Below are 15006 nucleotides of genomic sequence, written 5' to 3'. Positions count from 1 at the left end.
ACGTGCTGTTCACGCTGGCCGGGCAGGCGTCGGCAAACCTTCGGAATAGCTTGAATCCGCCTGGATCCGCAGGTCGGTGGCGCCCACAGTGTGAGGGAGGGGTCCGTCGGGTGACACAGGGGGTGTGATGGCCACGCGGTTCGGGATCCTCGGGACCATCGAGGTACGGCGGAACGGCGTCCCCATCGACGTGGGGCACGCCATGCAGCGGCGGGTACTGGGAGCGCTGCTGGTCGACGCGGATCAAGGGGTGTCCGCCGATGCGCTGGTGGAGCGGGTGTGGGGGGACGCCGGGGCGGGCTACAGCCGCCAGAAGCTGTACGGGTACCTCTCCCGACTGCGGCACGTGCTGGCGGCCGACGGCACGTCCATCACCCGGGAGCGCGACGGCTACCGGCTGACGGTCGAGCCCTCGGCGGTGGACGCCTACCGATTCCGCGAACTGACGGACCGGGCCCGGAAGGCGGGCGGGGACGCGCAGTCCGAGGCGCTGTGGCAGGAGTCGCTGGCGCTGTGGCGGGGCAGCGCCTTCGCGGGGGCGGACACGCCGTGGTTCAACGCCCAGCGCCGTCTCCTCGACGACGAGCGACTCACCGCGCAGCTGGAGTCGGTCGATGTGCGGCTGCGGCTGGGGCAGCACGACCGGATGGTGAGCGAACTGGCCGACCGGGCGCGGTCGCATCCGCTCGACGAAAGGGTGACCGGTCAGCTGATCCTGGCCCTCCACCGGTGCGGACGCCAAGCCGAGGCGCTGGAGGTGTACGAGCGGGCTCGGCAGCGGCTCGCCCACGAACTGGGCGTCGACCCCGGCGCGGCGTTGCGGGGACTGTACGCACGGATCCTCGCCGGCGATCCCGAACCGGCCGAGCCCCGCTCCACCGCGCCGACCGCCACCGCCACCGCACGAGCGGCCGGCCCGAGCAGCCCGGCGGTCAGCCCGCCCTCGGTGCGCCTGGTACCCCGGCTCCTGCCGGCGGGCCCCTCGCTCTTCGTCGGCAGGGAGGGCGAGGTGGACGAGGCCCGGCGGCTGCTCGGTGCGGAGCAGCCCGGGCCACCTACGCTGCTGGTCACGGGCGCCGCCGGAGTGGGCAAGACCGCCTTCGCCGTACGGACGGGGCATCTGCTCGCCGCCCTCTTCCCGGACGGCCAGCTCCACGCGGATCTGCGTGGCTTCGGCGACGAGCCGGCCGAGCCGTTCACGGTGCTCGGCGCCTTCCTCCGCGCGCTGGGCATCCCTGGAGGAGCCGTGCCCGCGGAGCTGACGGACCGCGTCCATCTCTACCGCACCCTGCTGGCAGGACAGCGGACCCTCGTCGTCCTGGACAACGCCGCCGCAGTCCAGCAGGTGAGCGACCTCCTGCCCAGCGGGGTGCGCTGTGCGGCCATCGTCACGAGCCGGACGACCATGGCCGAGCTGTCCTGCCGCAGGCTCCCGCTGGGCGTACTGGACACCGGGACGGGGCTCGACCTGCTGCGGGAGATGGTCGGCCGGGACCGGACCGACGCGGAGCCCGGTCCGGCCCGCGCCATCGTGGACACCTGTGGGGGCCTTCCGCTCGCGGTATGGGTGGCCGGTGCGCGGCTGGCCGCCCGGCCGGGCTGGCCCCTGGCCAAGGTGGCGCGTGCCCTCGCCGACGAGCAGCGCAAGCTGGACGAGCTGGCCGTCGGCCACATCGCCGTACGGGCCAGTCTCGAACTCACCTATCAGCAGATGACCGCGGCGACGCAGCACGCTCTGCGGATGATCGCCCTGCTGCCCGAACCGAGTTTCGCCGCCTGGGCGCTGGCCGCGCTCCTGGACACGGGGCTGGCCGAGGCCGAAGCCGTCCTCGACGACCTGGTCGAGGTGCACCTCGTACAGGTCGAGGCGGCGGGCACCTCCGGTATCCGCTATCAGTTGCACGATCTGGTACGGCTGTTCAGCAAGGAGCGGGCCGAGCAGGACGTCCCGGCACGGCATCGCGAGGCCGCGCTCACCCGACTCCTCAGTGCGAGCCTGCACCTCGCCGACCTGGCCGCGGACACCCTCAGCGTCGACTTCCAGGGCATCCCGCAGCTGGACCTGGTCACCTGGCGGCCGCCCGCCGCCGAGTCCGCCCAGTTGCTCGGTGATCCGCTGGCCTGGTTCACCGACGAACGCCGGTTCCTCATCGACGTGGCGGAGCGGGCGCTTGAGGGAGCGAGGAACGTCGCACCCGCCGCCGGACTGGCCACCGCCCTCACCACCCTCTTCCAGGTCGGCAGCCATTTCGACGACTGGGAGAGGCTTCAGAACAGGGCCCTCGAAGCGGCCCTCAGCAGCGGCGACCGCCACAGCGCCGCCAAGGTCCACCGCTGCCTCGGCGAACTCACCACCATCCTCGACCGCTACCCGGAAGCCCTGGACCACTTCGAACAGGCCCTGCAGCGCGCCGAGGGCCAGGCACCCACGTACCGGGCGAGTGCCACGGCCGGGCTCGCCTACGTCCACCGGCTCCTCGGCCAGTACGCCTCCGCCGTACACCACTTCGAGGAGGCCGCCCGGCTCGCCGAGTCGGCCGGCAACGTCAACTGCCTCGTCTACGCGACGAACGGCCTCGGCGTCATCGACCTGGAGCAGGGTCGGGTGGAGGCCGCCGTCGAGCGGTTCACGAAGTGCCTGCGGGTCAGCCGTGCCGCGGGCTACCGGCCGGGGGAGGCCCAGGCCCTGCGGTGCCTGGGCCAGAGCCACCGGGCACTCGGCGCCCACCAGGCCGCCGCCGACGCCTACCGGCGGGCCGCCGCGATCAGCGAGGACCTCGGCGACCGGCTCACCGCGACACACGCCACCTGCTGGCTCGGCGACGTCCTGGTCCGGCAGGGCGAACACCGGGAAGGGCGGCGCCTGTTGGCCCGCAGCCTGTGGACCTACCGGGAGTACGGCAACCTCTGGGGCGAGGCCGCGACGCTGTACGCCCTCGCCGAGGCCCACCTCGCGGTGGGCCGCCCGGCCTCCGCCCGCAGACGCGGCGAGGCCGCCGTCAGACTCTGGCGGCAGATCGGCGCGAGCAGGTGGCTGGCCGTCGGCCTCGACACCCTGGGCGCGGCACACGCCCTGAACGGCGACCATGCGGCTGCGGCCCGCGCACGCGAGGAGGCGGACACGCTGCGAGCCGGGGCAGCCGGTCGATAGCCCGTATCAGCACACGTGCCGGGGGGGGACTTCAGCGGGTCGCCGGGCCGCCCCGGCCGACGATGCGACCAGGGTGGTTCACCGTGACCGGAAAGCGGCTCGTGGGACGAGCGCACGCGAAACGGCTGGTATTACTGGGGCATGCAGGAAGAGACCGCACGCTCCGCGATCGACACGTTCATCTCCGCGTTCAACGCCTCGGACGACAGCTATGTGACTGCCCTGCTCTCCCAGGCCCTGACCTCGGACGTGGTCTTCTGGGGACCTTTGGGTCGCAGCGAAGGAATCGCGGCGGTCGAGCGGTTCGTGCTGGACATCCGGCGCCACCCGGCCGGGACCGGCACGATGGTGCGCTGCTCAGCGGTGGACATGCCTGGCGAATGGGCCCGGTACCAGTGGGTCTTCACCACGCCTGACGGAGGCCCCCGCCTGGCGGGAACGGACGTCGTCCATCTGCGACGGAGCCTCATCGACCAGGTCATCGTCTTCGCGGGGGAGATCGAGCCGTCCGCCCCCTGAGTCGGTCAGCCCGCCTACACGGACAGGCTCAGCCACCGCGCCTCCGGACGTCACCGCACATCCGACCGTCGCGACCACCAACCCGGCGCACCTTCCCGGTCAGAGCACTAGGGCCTGTCGTCAAACTCCCGCTGGCCCCGCGACGCCTGGCACGCGCTCCAGACGCCGCGGGGCCGCCCTTCGGGCGACGACGGGAGTGTGACGACAGGCCCTAGGGGCCCTTCGGCGCGATCACCCCGCGCCCCTTTCGGCGGACACCTCCGTGTGGTCGTCCCGTGAGTCGTCGTAGTCGATCGAGCCCGAGGTCACATGGCCCGCGAGCCCGAGGAACAGGAACAGCCAGACCAGTACCTGCGCGCCGGTACTCAGGCGGAGCGGACGCGTCGCGGAGTACGAGGGCTGCCCGGCTGGGTCGGGGGTGTCGCCCAGGAGTCCCTTGGGATACACCGGGGTCAGCATCATGGCGTACGCCGCCAGCCGCATCCGGTACCGGACGACGGCCGCCGTCGCACCGAAGACCGGCTCGGGCAGACGGCCCAGGACGATGCCGATCAGCCAGAACACCCAGCTGATCGCGAACCAGCCGGTCTGCGCGAGGCTGCTGACGATCGCTGCTGGAATCATCAGGATCAGCCGGAACAGTACGGCGAGCCGGTTGAGCGGGGTGGCGCGCAGCTCGATGCGCACCGGGTAGTCGAAGGCGTCGAAGGCGAACGGCGGATATCGGTCGACGAGGAGGGACGCACTGGCCGAGACCCGGGTCTGGTAGGCGAGGACCGAGCGGAGGAAGGACGCGATCGACTCGGGCAGACGGCCCAGGATGAGGGCGCTGAACCAGGCCACCATCGTGACGAAGAACGCGGCGAACGACAGCACGGCGACCACGATGAACTGCGGCAGGAGCAACAACCAGCGCAGCAGTACCGTCCAGCGACGCTGCCGCCCCGGCGGGGGCACGTCCAGAGCCGGCCGCCATTCGGCTCCTTCGGCGTCGGCCGAGGGCCGGGGCTCCCAACCTGCTGCCATGTTGCCCACCTCCGTCTCTCCCGCTCCCCGTGGATTCCAGGGTCACGTCGATGCTGCCGTATCCGACCGGCCTTCGCACCGCGACGACGCCACCGGACCCACGCGGGGGCCTGGGCATTCGCAGCCACTTGGGGATCGCCCGCAGGCCGTCTCCCGCCGTCACCCGTTCGGCGGGCTCGCGGTGCCGGGGGCCTGCTCAACCGGATGATGGTGGACAACCCTCCCGCCGCCGCCGACGCCCCCGTCCTGGGCCGCCTCGCCAAACTCGGCATCGCACCCGGTGCGAGCCTGGACGACCTGTCCGACCAGGAGCTCCGCGCCCTGGACGCGGGCGCGCGGCGCGGATCCGGAGACCCTGCGCGATCTGCTCACCCAGGCGGAATCCGCGGACGCCGGCGGGTGGACCGTCCACCGAGGCCTGGGGGACTACGGCACCGACTACGCCAAGCGCGCGCTCATCACCCGGTTCGGGTACGGAGCCGACCTCGACGCCGACGCCCTGTACCCGCACGCCACCACCGACTCCGACGGCCGGCCTCTCGACGGCGCCGCCCACGCCTACGTCCTCCACGTCGACGCCGCTCAGACCCCGCCCGTCGACGGATTCTGGTCCCTCACGATGATGACGAGCGGCAGCTCTTCGCCGACAACGCGCTGAACCGCTGCGCGATCGGCGACCTCAGCGGCATGCGGACCAACCCCGACGGCTCGCTGGACATCCACGTCCAGCACGACAGCCCCGGCGCCGGCCGCGAGAGCCACCGGCTACCCGCCCCCGCGGCGAAGTTCAATGTCTTCCTGCGCTTGTACTGGCCCCAGCAGCCCGCCCTCACCGGCGACTGGATCCCACCGACGCTGCGGCGCACCAGCTGAGTCCTTCTCGCCGTGGCTCCCCGCCCAGGGCTCCGCGTGGATCACCACCGAGCCGGTCGAGGGTGCTGATCGCAGCTGCCGGCGCCTGCGTCAGGAGACCAGCTCGTAGATGCTCGCGGCCGTCAGCCACAGGCCGGCAAGGACGGACAGCGTGATGATCAGCTGCTCTTGGTGCCGGCCCAGCCAGCTCCACAGGGCGTTCAGCCGGGCTTCCGCGGCCGCAGGTGCCCACACCGCGTACATCTCCATGACGATGAGGCTCAGGCTGGCCAGCAGGCAGTAGCCGGCCAGCGCCAACCAGTCGTCGGCGGTGGAGAGGTCCGCCTCAAGGGCCGTCGCAGCACCGGCGCCGACCAGTCCCCATGGCTGCAGCAGCCACGCCAGACCGGCTGCCGCAACCCAGGAAGCGTTGTCGATCCGGGCCGCCCAGCGGGGTGGGCCGTGCGGGCGAGGGGGCCGGCGTCGCCGGTGCGCGCCGTAGAGCACCAGCGCCAGACCGATGGCGAGTTTCGCGGCGATCGCGGCGGTCGAGGGCGCGCTGTGGCGGGCCGGTGGCTGACCGCCGGTCAACAGCACCACGACGGCGATCACGGCGATCAGGTTGGCCAGCCAGGACAACAGGAACGCCAAGCCCTGACGGACGCCGCGCCGCGACGAGAGCAGCAGGATGAAGGCGCTGTTGTGCAAAGGCCCCAGGGTGATGGCCGTACCGATCACCACGAGGTCGAGGACCATTGGACCAGTGGCTCCTGGGCGTCAGGGCCGTCCGCCACCCGCGGACGAGGAGCCGGTCGACAGAGGGATGCGGCGCTGCCACGGCGCCGCATCCCGACTGTGCAGGTGGGGGCCTGACAGGTCAAGCACGGCACGCCCACGAGGCGCTGCCGGTCGCCCGGTCCGCTGATTCCCGCATCCGAGGACGTGCGAACAGGCCTTCGAGATCGTGCGCCGTCGTGGCGTCGCCTGCGAGGGGTCCGAGCCCGTGGACTGTCCGTTCGGGTCCCTGTCGAGGCGGTGGACCCGGACGGCAACCGCATTCCGCTCGCGGAGATCGCGGCGTCAGTCTGGGTTGACAAGCAGCGTCACGTCAACCCAGACTGACAAGCATGGAAGCGGGAGATCTCTCGGAACGACTCAGGTCGCATGACCCCGCGGTGGGGCTGCGGGCCGTGGGCGCCCTGCACCGGCTGGCCGAGCAGGTCGAAGCGGCGGCAGTCGCACGCGCCAGGGGGCAGGGGTGGTCCTGGGAACAGATCGGTGACGCCCTCGGCGTCTCCCGGCAGTCCGTGCACGCCAAGTACGGGAAGTGAGACGACCATGTTCGAACAGTTCGCAGCGGCCGCCCGTGCGGCCGTCAATTCGGCGCTGGGCGAAGCCGCGCTGCGTGGCGACCGCCGCATCGGTACCGAGCACCTCCTCCTGGGAGTGCTCCACGACCCCGAATCGGTCCGGGCCTTCGGAACCGACCTGGAGAGCGCACGCGCCGCTCTCGACGCCCTCGACCGGTCCGCGCTGGCCGCGGTCGGCATTGACGTCCAGGGGATCGAGCGGCCTCCGATTCCGCCCTCGCGCAAGCGCACCCCGTTCACTTCCGGTGCCCGTGCCGTTCTCCCGCGCGCCCTGGCTGAGACGAGGAGGGCCGGCAGCCGGCGCATCGCGCCGGAGCACCTCCTGATGGCCCTCCTCGACTGTGAGCAGCCGGACCCCGCGGCAGAGCTCATGGAACGATGCGGCGTCGACCGCGCCGCTGTCCGGGAACGCGTGCGGCGGACGGGCGCCTGAGCGGCAAAGGTGCGGCGCCTCAACGGCCACCCGGCCTGCTCGGCGCCATGGACCCCGAGACGGCCGAAGCCGCTGAACCTCCCTCAGTCCCGTGCAGAGCCGGAGGACCAGTGCGGGCGCAACTTCTCGGCCGCCGCTCCGGCCTGGGCCTCGCCCGCCTGGAAGGCCGCCGTCCACGCCTCCGGGCCGGTTCCTTCGGCGTCCAGGATGCGTACAGCGGCCGCGTCGGGCGCGAGGAGGTGGGCACCATCGGGTGTGGGCTGAGGGCGGCGGTGGGCGAGTGGGGCGACGATCACCATGGTGCGGGCCTCGCCCGCCAGGTCGGTGTTGGTACCGGCCCGCAAGGCGCCGTCCAGGTAACGGCGATCGCCGATGGCGACGGGGGACTCGACCCCGGGGAAGGCGCTGGACGCGGCGACCGCATGCGCCAGGGGGACTCCGGCGCCGGTGTCCCACACGACCGGATCGCCGCTTTCGGCGTCCACGGCCGGGATCAGCAGGGGGCGTCGCGGCCATGTGTCGGTGCCGATCAGTGCGCCACGCTGGGCGATCAACCGGCGGTCCGCCTCCGCGTCGACCGTTTCCAGGGCGATCCGGCCCACGCGGCGACGCTTCTCGGCGGGGTCCAGGCCCGGGTCGGCGAGGGTGGCGAGCACCGCGCCCATCACCGCCGGGTCGGGGTGACGCGGCGCGGACGAAGCGTCGGCAGTGCGCGGGAGGGAGACGGCGGCGAGGCGGGCGGGGTCCTGTCCGGTGGCGATGACCGCGCCGACGATGGCCCCGGCCGAGGTGCCCACGATGAGGTCGGCCTCACCCAGGTCGACCCCGAAGCCGCGAAGGCCGGCGGCCAGTCCGGCCGTCCACGCGGTGCCAAGGCGTCCGCCGGGACCCAGAACCAGCGCCCGGTCGAGCTCGTGCGTGCCGTCGGTGTCCATTGGCTCTCCATTCATTATTGAAACGCCCGTGTCATATACTTGCACAGCCCTCGTGAGAAAGGACGACGCACTGTGGGACGACCTCCCGATCCGGACCGGCGCGAACGCGTTCTCGCGCAGGCCACCGACCACGTCCTCGCGGAGGGGCTGGCCGGGATGAGCCTTCGTCCGCTGGCCGCGGCCCTGGGTACGAGCCCGCGGATGCTGCTCTACGACTTCGGCAGCAAGCAGGAGTTGGTGTCCGCGGTTCTCGCCGAGGCGCGCCGTCGTGACGCCGAGCGCCTGGTGAACGACCTGCCGCCGGGCGGCGCCGACATCGAGGAGCGGCTGCACGGAGTCTGGAGGTGGCTCAGCGCCCCCGAACGCGTACCGCTCGTCAGGCTGTTCTTCGAAGTCCACGCAGACCTGCAGGCCCACCCCGAGAACTACCCGGACCAGGCGGGGGCCATCACCGACTGGTTCGCACCCCTCCGTACCGTCTTCGCCGACGTCGCCACCGGGAACGACGACACGGCCACCCCCACCCTCGTCATGGCCGTCATGCGAGGCCTTCTCTTCGACCTCGCCACCACCAACGAACGCGAGCGCGTCGACCTCGCCCTACGGCAGTTCGCCGCCCTCTTCCAGGCGTACAAGACCTGACTGGCGGAGCGCTCGGCCGTCCCGAGCCGGGGCAGGAGCGCGATCGCCTTTGCGTCCTTGGGGCGGTTGACCGTCTTTACGGTGAGGCTCAGGTACTTCCTCGCCCAGCCGCCCAGGCCGTCGATGTCCCGTTCCGTCTCCAACGCGGAGGCGATGCTCGCCGGCGTCGTCCCGTCGCCGCCCAGGTCGGCAAGCCTGGCCCCGCTCCAGGTCGTCGCCCTCTCGCCACCAGAGCATCGCCACATGCGAGACCTGGTCCGTGTCGTCGGGTGGAGCAGCATGCCGCCGCGCCTTCGAGATCTGCCCCGAAACCTGGCGATGACCTCGGAGTTCATCCGGATCGGCGACCGCGGTTCTCGGATCCTGCGGCATGCTCGCCCCTACACCGACGACCCCGCGCCCCTCGGCATGCACGCACGTCTCGGACCGGCCGTCAGCGGCAGAGGATCGCCGCCCCGGCCTTCGACCGGCGGGTCCGCAAGCACCGGTAGAGCGGAAACTGCCAGAGGCCCCGCAGCACTTGCCGTACCCGGGGGCTCGTGGCCCCGCCCGGGCTCCTCGGCGAGCCCGGCCCGTGCAGCGCTGCGGCTCCGCAAGCAGCGAGCCCGGCCCCCGTCCTGAGGGCGACGACCACGAGGCGTGGCGGCGCTTCCTCGATCACCGTGCACAGGGGAGTACTCGCCGCACGGACTCCCGTCAACGGCCTTGGGCGGGCCGGCTGCGTTATGTCAACGCTGTTGACCGGCTTGGGTGTGGCTTGCCTAGTATCTGCCGTACCGCCGCGCCCCCCTGCAGCCTTACGGAGTGCCGTGATCGACTCAGAGTCGCAGACCGTCGCCGGGTCGGGTTTCACGCCCGCTCTCGACTTCGCATTCGAGGTCCGTGTCTTCCTCGCTCCCTCCCTGCACATCGGGCATGGCGCCGGCGAGATCACCGAGTACGTCCCCATCACCGGGGGCACTGTTGACGGACCCCGTCTGCGCGGCACTGTCCTGGCCGGCGGCGGCGACTGGTGCGACAGACGCGGCGGGGTCTATCAGCTCGATGCCCGATACCTCCTGCAAGCCGATGACGGAGCGGTCATCGACATCACCAACCGCGGCTACTACCACGAGGACGATCCCACTGTGCCTGCCCAGTACGACGGCGTCCTGCGGGTGTCCGAGGCGGGCGTGTACTACCGGACCTCCCCCGTCTTCCGCACTGACGCCCCCGCCCATCTCTGGCTCGCCCGGACCGTCTTCATCGGTCTCGCCCGCGGCGACGACTCCGAAGTCGCCATCCGCTTCTATTCCGTGTCCTGACCGCATTCGCGACGAACCGGGGCTGGTCAGGTAGCCGTGGCGGGCCGGTTCCTCGGTCACCGTCCGCCAGCTCGCGGAGCGATGGGCCTGGACCTCGGCCGTGGCCGGCCCGGAACCGGTGCTCGCCGAGGAGTTCCTGTCCGGGCCCGAGTACAGCGTCGAGTCCGCCTCCCGGCACGGAGCCCACGAAGTCGTCATGGTCACCGAGAAGCTGACCACCGGCTTCCCGGGCTTCGTGGAACTCGGCCACCAGGTCCCCGCCCGCCTCGACACCGGAGATCTGGAGGCGATCGAGAAGCTCATCCTGGAGTTCCTCGAACTCATCGGCCAGAAGACCGGTCCGGTCCACAGCGAACTGCGCCTCACCGCGCACGGCCCCCGCCTGATCGAGGCCCAGACTCGCGTCGGCGGCGACCAGATCTGGGAGATGTGCGAAACCGTCAGCGGAGCCGACCAGATCACCGAGACCATGTGCGCCCTGCTCGGCCTTCCCGACCCGCCGCGCGTCCCCCGCGCCCCCGCGGCCGCCATCCGCTTCCTCTCCCAGGCGAACGTCCGCGTCCGGCACGTGGACGGTGTCACCGAAGCCGGGACCGCACCGGGCGTGATCCGGGTGGTGTGCACGCTGCGCCCCGGCCAGGACCTCGGCCCGCTCCTGTCCTCCGACTCCCGGCAGGGATACGTGCTCTGCGCCGGTGACAGCACGAAGGACGCCATGGCCAAGGCCGAGGCGGCGCGGGACCTCGTCCGGGTCGACTCCGTGCCGCTCACCGAAGGTCCCGGCACGACACGAGGGACCTGAGCACCCCGGAGGAATCCGGACCGGCGCCCGGAGGGATCCGGATCCCTCCGGGCGCCGTGCACCGGGCACGGCGCCGCCCCCGCACCACGTCCTGGAGGGACCATGCGCGTTCTCGTCACCGGCACCAACCGGGTGTGCCACGACCGACTTCGCGACCAGGGGCACGAGATGGTGCTCTTCGTTCCCCGGGGCCGGGCCCGGCGCGAGGACGCCGTCGGCCCGTACTCCCATGTGGTGATCCTCGACGACGAGGCCGACACGGACCTGTGGGCCGAGACGGCCGAGGTCCTGCACCGCCGGTACCCCTTCGACGTCGTGGCCGCCTACAACGAGCACACCTATCCCCTCGTGCGGGCCGTCAGCGAGCGGCTGGGCATCCCCACCACGGTCGACGCCGAACTGTTCCACCGGGTCCTGGACAAGGCACGGATGCGGCGGATCCTCGACGAACACGCCATCCCCAGCTGCAGCTTCGTCTTCGCACGGGGCCGCCGGGCCGTCCCGAAGGGAGCCTCGGGGTGTCCCGCATCGACACCGCGCAGGACATCGAGGCGGCACTGCGCCGGGTCGGCCCCCACCACGTCGAAAGGGGTGTGGTGGTCGAGGAGTTCCTCGACGGCGACGAGTTCAGCGTCGAGGCGCTGTCCACGGGCGGCCGCCATCGCATCATCGCGGTCACCCGCAAGTTCACCGACCCGATGACCTTCGTCTCGCGGGGCCACGTGATCCCCGCCCCCCTCACCACCGACGAGCACGCCGCCGTGACGGCGTACGTCACCCGTGTCCTCGACGCGTTCGGCTTCCACGACTGCCCCTCGCACACCGAGGTCATGCTCACCGAGCACGGCCCGCGGATCATCGAGATGCACAACCGGATCGGCGGCGACGCGATCATGGACCTCGTCCACCTCTCCACCGGGGTGGACATGTACGACCTGGTCGCACGGCAGAGCATCGGCGAGGACATCGGCCCGCTGCTGCCCGAGGAGATCGTCCACGAACGCAGCGCAGCCGCCTGGTACGCGGCACCCTCCGGCCCCCCGACGCGCACCCTGTTGGAAGTCCAGGGCATCGACGAGGTCCGCGACCTCCCGCATGTCCGCGCCGTCACGCTCCTGAGGGAACCGGGCAGTCCCCAGCCCACCGTCCGGCACAACTTCGACCGCTCCGGCCGGGTCCTCGCCGTCGGCGACTCACCTCGGGAAGCACTCCACCACGCCCGCACCGCAACCGGCATGCTGCGCTTCGTCTACGGCTGGACCTCCACGGACACCTGAAACGACGGTGGGGGCAGGGGCCGCATCGTCCGCGCCGTGCGTGGTCAGCCGGCCACCGCCCCTCCTGCTCAGGGGGAGAGCACGAGGCGGATCGGGTCTCCGATCATCTCTCCAGTCGAGAGACGGCGTCCGTGGCCTCGGCCAGCGGGTCGACCGCGATGACGGGGGCGGCTCCGGCCGGGTGCGGCGCCGGCCAGGACCGGGCGGACGCTTCCGCACGGTCCCGGCCGGCCGTGGTTCAGGCGCAGGCGCTCCCGTTGAGCGTGAAGGCCGTGGGGGAGGGATTCGATCCTGTGTGGGTGCCCTGTACTCCGAAGTTCGCGGTCCCACCGGGGGCGATCGTCCGATTCCAGCCGGCGTCGCGGGCGCTGACGGTGGTGCCGAGCTGGGTGACGGTGGCGTTCCAGGCGCTCGTGACGCGCTGGCCGCCGGGGTAGACCCAGGCCAACACCCAGCCGTCCACGGCCGTCGGGCCGGAGTTCTTGACGGTGACGGTCGCGGTGAAGCCGGTGTTCCAGACGTTGTTCACCGTGTACGTCACCACGCAGGCGGCGGTGGGCGGTTCGCCGCCGGTGGAGGTCCGCTCGGCGGCGTAGGCGGCGAGCCAGGCCAGCGGCGCGTTCCAGTTGACCGCCACCTCGTTGGTCGAGTACGAACCGATGTCGTCGACGTAGCAGGCGGCGGGCGCGCAGCCGGTCAGTTTCTCCTGCGCGACCGGGTCCTGGAGCGCGCTGTCGGGACCGCCCGCGAGCGACCCGGCCGGCGGGTGGGGCAGGGACGCGTCCAACTGGTGGGCCCAGAAGCGGTGGTGCTGGTTCTGCGAGGACCTCTCGCCGTGGCCGGTCACGTACGACATGCCGAGGGCGTTGCGGCCGAGCAGGTAGTCCATGGTCTCCAGTGCGCCGGCGCGGTAGCGCCCGTCGCCCGTCAGCTCACCGGCGACGGCCATGACGATCGCGTCGTTGGCGACCTCGCCGTTCGAGCCCCAGAAGTATCCGTCCGCCGGGACGGGCACGGCGTAGCCCTGCGCGGCCATCCTGGACAGATAGCCGTCGGCGGCCGCGGCCACCGACGACCTGATCCGGGCCAGGTCGGACGCGGGCAGGCCGTTGGGGACGGTGGCCAGGACGAGCCGGCCGAGCGCCGCCGTGTCCGCCCAGCCGAAGCCGTACGGGCTGAACGCGTCGGCGGAGGTGTGCCAGGACGAGGAGGTCACCGCGTCCCGGTAGGCGCTCTCGCCGGTCGTCGCGTACAGCTCGGCGGCTGCCCAGTAGAACTCGTCGGTGACCCGCGAGTCCTCGTAGGCTCCGCCGCCGGTGCTGTCCGAAGCCGACGCGTACAGGGCGGGGTTGGCCTGCGCCGCGGTCCAGGCCCGGCGGGCGGCCGACAGGCACCGGTCGGCGTACGTGGAGTCGTACGGGCGGAAGACCCGGGCGCATTGTGCGGCGGCCGCCGCGAGGTTGAGGGTCGCCGCCGTGGACGGCCGGTGCAGCTCGCGGGGCTGTGCGTCCTGGTCGGGACGCAGCGGCATGCCGGTCCAGGCCGCGTCGTGGACCTTGTGGAAGGCCATGCCCGCGTACGGCCTTCCTTCGGGCACCTGCATGCGCATCAGGAAGTCGAGCTCCCACCGTGCCTCGTCGAGGACGTCGGGTACGGCGTTGCCACGTTCGGGGACGCGCAGGGTCGAGTCGCCCAGCGCGGCATCCCTGCCGGCCCGCTTGGCCCGCTCGAAGGAGTTGACGACCAGCCAGGTGGATATGCCTCCGTTGACGACGTACTTGCCGTGGTCGCCCGCGTCGTACCAGCCGCCCCTGACGTCCTGCGTGTAGTCGCACACGGTGGCCTGGCACGGTACGGACGTGTCGCCCTGGTTGGGCGTGACGCCGAGGTGTCCGGCCGGGCGTGCGTAGGCGGACCCCACCAGGGAGGCGTCGATCGCGATGCCGCTGCGCTGGTGGTGGAAGAACGCCATCGAGTCGGAGCGCAAGGTGTCGTAGAGGTCCGCGCGGATGTCGAAGGGGGCGCTGCTGTTGCCGTCCACGGACAGGACGTATCCCGAGCCCGTGCTCCGGTACGAGGAGAAGTCGGCCACCTGGACGGTCTGCCCGGAGGGGGTGTCCGCGCCGCGCGGGACGGTCGAACCGGAGGCGACCAACGTGTCGGACGCGTTCCGCAGCTGCCAGGAGAGCGCCTGCGTCGCCGTGGTGACCACCGTGGCGCGCTTGGGCCCGTCGGGCAGGTAGCCGACCTGGTTGACGCGCACGGCCGTGGTCGCCGCCGTGGCGGCGGGGACGTCCGCGGCGGCGGGTGCGGACGCGAGACCGCCCAGGAGCAGGGCGCCCGTCAGCAGGGCGGTGGAGAGACGTAACGAGCGAGAGGGTGGCATGTGCGGCTCCTGTGTGTCGTCGGGGAGAACAGCAGGTGTGCGGGTCTGCGTGAGCAGGCCCCTCCGCCGGGGTGGCGGAGACGGGCGCCTCCGGCGGACCAGGACCCTGGCGGAGGGCTCATCTGCACGAGGGGGCTGTCCAGGGTTGTCTCTTGGCCTCCCTGGGGTGGGAGCGCTCCCAAACGGTGAAGGATCGAACACCGGTCGAGGGAGGCGGAGATCTGAGCGCAGGTTAGTGAGGCGCGCCCCCACCGTCAACGGGATCGACCGGTGGCGCGAAGTCGACCGCCTGGCCGGTCCCCAGGACGC

The 15006-nt window shown here is 71.9% G+C and carries 12 protein-coding genes and 2 pseudogenes; 10 read left to right on the top strand and 4 right to left on the bottom strand.

The genetic code is table 11. From position 1 onward, the window contains the following. The first annotated feature begins 127 nt into the window (after positions 1-127). Positions 128-3151, top strand: coding sequence for an AfsR/SARP family transcriptional regulator (locus tag OG309_RS00780; protein WP_329417325.1), 3024 nt, complete (start codon positions 128-130; stop codon positions 3149-3151). A gap of 141 nt (positions 3152-3292) precedes the next feature. Next, positions 3293-3670 (top strand): nuclear transport factor 2 family protein, encoded by a 378-nt coding sequence (locus OG309_RS00775; RefSeq protein WP_329417323.1) that lies wholly within the window; start codon positions 3293-3295, stop codon positions 3668-3670. A 231-nt stretch (positions 3671-3901) separates the two neighbouring features. Here the strand turns inward: OG309_RS00775 and OG309_RS00770 are convergent, their stop codons facing one another. Beyond that, complete coding sequence (locus tag OG309_RS00770; protein ID WP_329417322.1) at positions 3902-4696, bottom strand: DUF4389 domain-containing protein; 795 nt, start codon at positions 4694-4696, stop codon at positions 3902-3904. A 280-nt stretch (positions 4697-4976) separates the two neighbouring features. On the opposite strand from OG309_RS00770, the pseudogene OG309_RS00765 reads away from it, so the two are divergent. Next, a pseudogene (locus OG309_RS00765) lies at positions 4977-5569 on the top strand (DUF1214 domain-containing protein). 90 nt (positions 5570-5659) lie between these two features. On the opposite strand, the gene OG309_RS00760 reads toward OG309_RS00765, so the two are convergent. Beyond that, a complete protein-coding gene (locus OG309_RS00760; protein ID WP_329417320.1) occupies positions 5660-6304 on the bottom strand; it encodes a GAP family protein in 645 nt (214 codons plus the stop codon). 371 nt (positions 6305-6675) lie between these two features. On the opposite strand from OG309_RS00760, the gene OG309_RS00755 reads away from it, so the two are divergent. Both OG309_RS00755 and OG309_RS00750 read left to right on the top strand, forming a co-directional pair. Beyond that, positions 6676-6879 (top strand): helix-turn-helix domain-containing protein, encoded by a 204-nt coding sequence (locus tag OG309_RS00755; protein WP_329417318.1) that lies wholly within the window; start codon positions 6676-6678, stop codon positions 6877-6879. A 7-nt stretch (positions 6880-6886) separates the two neighbouring features. Further along, positions 6887-7351 (top strand): Clp protease N-terminal domain-containing protein, encoded by a 465-nt coding sequence (locus tag OG309_RS00750; RefSeq protein ID WP_329417315.1) that lies wholly within the window; start codon positions 6887-6889, stop codon positions 7349-7351. Between the two features lie 83 nt (positions 7352-7434). On the opposite strand, the gene OG309_RS00745 is transcribed toward OG309_RS00750, so the two are convergent. Continuing rightward, entirely contained in the window at positions 7435-8286 is an 852-nt protein-coding gene (locus OG309_RS00745) for a patatin-like phospholipase family protein (RefSeq protein ID WP_329417314.1), read from the bottom strand. 72 nt (positions 8287-8358) lie between these two features. Here OG309_RS00745 and OG309_RS00740 point away from each other — a divergent pair, with 72 nt between their 5' ends. From OG309_RS00740 to OG309_RS00725, 5 genes and pseudogenes are all read left to right on the top strand, one after another. After that, positions 8359-8928 carry a TetR/AcrR family transcriptional regulator gene (locus tag OG309_RS00740; RefSeq protein ID WP_329417312.1) on the top strand — a complete coding sequence of 190 codons (570 nt, stop codon included), beginning with the start codon at positions 8359-8361 and terminating at the stop codon, positions 8926-8928. Positions 8929-9737: 809 nt separating this feature from the next. After that, on the top strand, positions 9738-10232 hold the full coding sequence (locus tag OG309_RS00735; RefSeq protein WP_329417310.1) for a DUF3237 domain-containing protein: 495 nt from the start codon (positions 9738-9740) through the stop codon (positions 10230-10232). A 100-nt stretch (positions 10233-10332) separates the two neighbouring features. Further along, complete coding sequence (locus OG309_RS00730; RefSeq protein ID WP_329417308.1) at positions 10333-11034, top strand: ATP-grasp domain-containing protein; 702 nt, start codon at positions 10333-10335, stop codon at positions 11032-11034. Between the two features lie 102 nt (positions 11035-11136). Further along, positions 11137-11406 (top strand): annotated as a pseudogene (locus tag OG309_RS38090) (hypothetical protein); the annotation flags it as partial. Further along, complete coding sequence (locus tag OG309_RS00725) at positions 11301-12311, top strand: ATP-grasp domain-containing protein (RefSeq protein WP_443067528.1); 1011 nt, start codon at positions 11301-11303, stop codon at positions 12309-12311. The pseudogene OG309_RS38090 and the gene OG309_RS00725, both read left to right, overlap by 106 nt. 238 nt (positions 12312-12549) lie before the next feature. Here OG309_RS00725 and OG309_RS00720 read toward each other — a convergent pair whose 3' ends face one another. Then, a complete protein-coding gene (locus OG309_RS00720) occupies positions 12550-14697 on the bottom strand; it encodes a glycoside hydrolase family 9 protein (RefSeq protein WP_329417304.1) in 2148 nt (715 codons plus the stop codon). Positions 14698-15006 lie beyond the last annotated feature (309 nt).

The organism is Streptomyces sp. NBC_01268 (assembly GCF_036240795.1).
Lineage (GTDB): Bacteria > Actinomycetota > Actinomycetes > Streptomycetales > Streptomycetaceae > Streptomyces.
The sequence above is the reverse complement of the archived record's forward strand: the minus strand, read 5'-3'. Positions and strand labels throughout refer to the sequence as shown.

What these genes read in the sequence shown, in the direction of transcription:
- OG309_RS00780 (WP_329417325.1), top strand. Translation starts at nt 128, where the DNA reads ATGGCCACGCGGTTCGGGATCCTCGGGACCATCGAGGTACGGCGGAAC.
- OG309_RS00775 (WP_329417323.1), top strand. Translation starts at nt 3,293, where the DNA reads ATGCAGGAAGAGACCGCACGCTCCGCGATCGACACGTTCATCTCCGCG.
- OG309_RS00770 (WP_329417322.1), bottom strand. Translation starts at nt 4,696, where the DNA reads ATGGCAGCAGGTTGGGAGCCCCGGCCCTCGGCCGACGCCGAAGGAGCC.
- OG309_RS00760 (WP_329417320.1), bottom strand. Translation starts at nt 6,304, where the DNA reads ATGGTCCTCGACCTCGTGGTGATCGGTACGGCCATCACCCTGGGGCCT.
- OG309_RS00755 (WP_329417318.1), top strand. Translation starts at nt 6,676, where the DNA reads ATGGAAGCGGGAGATCTCTCGGAACGACTCAGGTCGCATGACCCCGCG.
- OG309_RS00750 (WP_329417315.1), top strand. Translation starts at nt 6,887, where the DNA reads ATGTTCGAACAGTTCGCAGCGGCCGCCCGTGCGGCCGTCAATTCGGCG.
- OG309_RS00745 (WP_329417314.1), bottom strand. Translation starts at nt 8,286, where the DNA reads ATGGACACCGACGGCACGCACGAGCTCGACCGGGCGCTGGTTCTGGGT.
- OG309_RS00720 (WP_329417304.1), bottom strand. Translation starts at nt 14,697, where the DNA reads ATGCCACCCTCTCGCTCGTTACGTCTCTCCACCGCCCTGCTGACGGGC.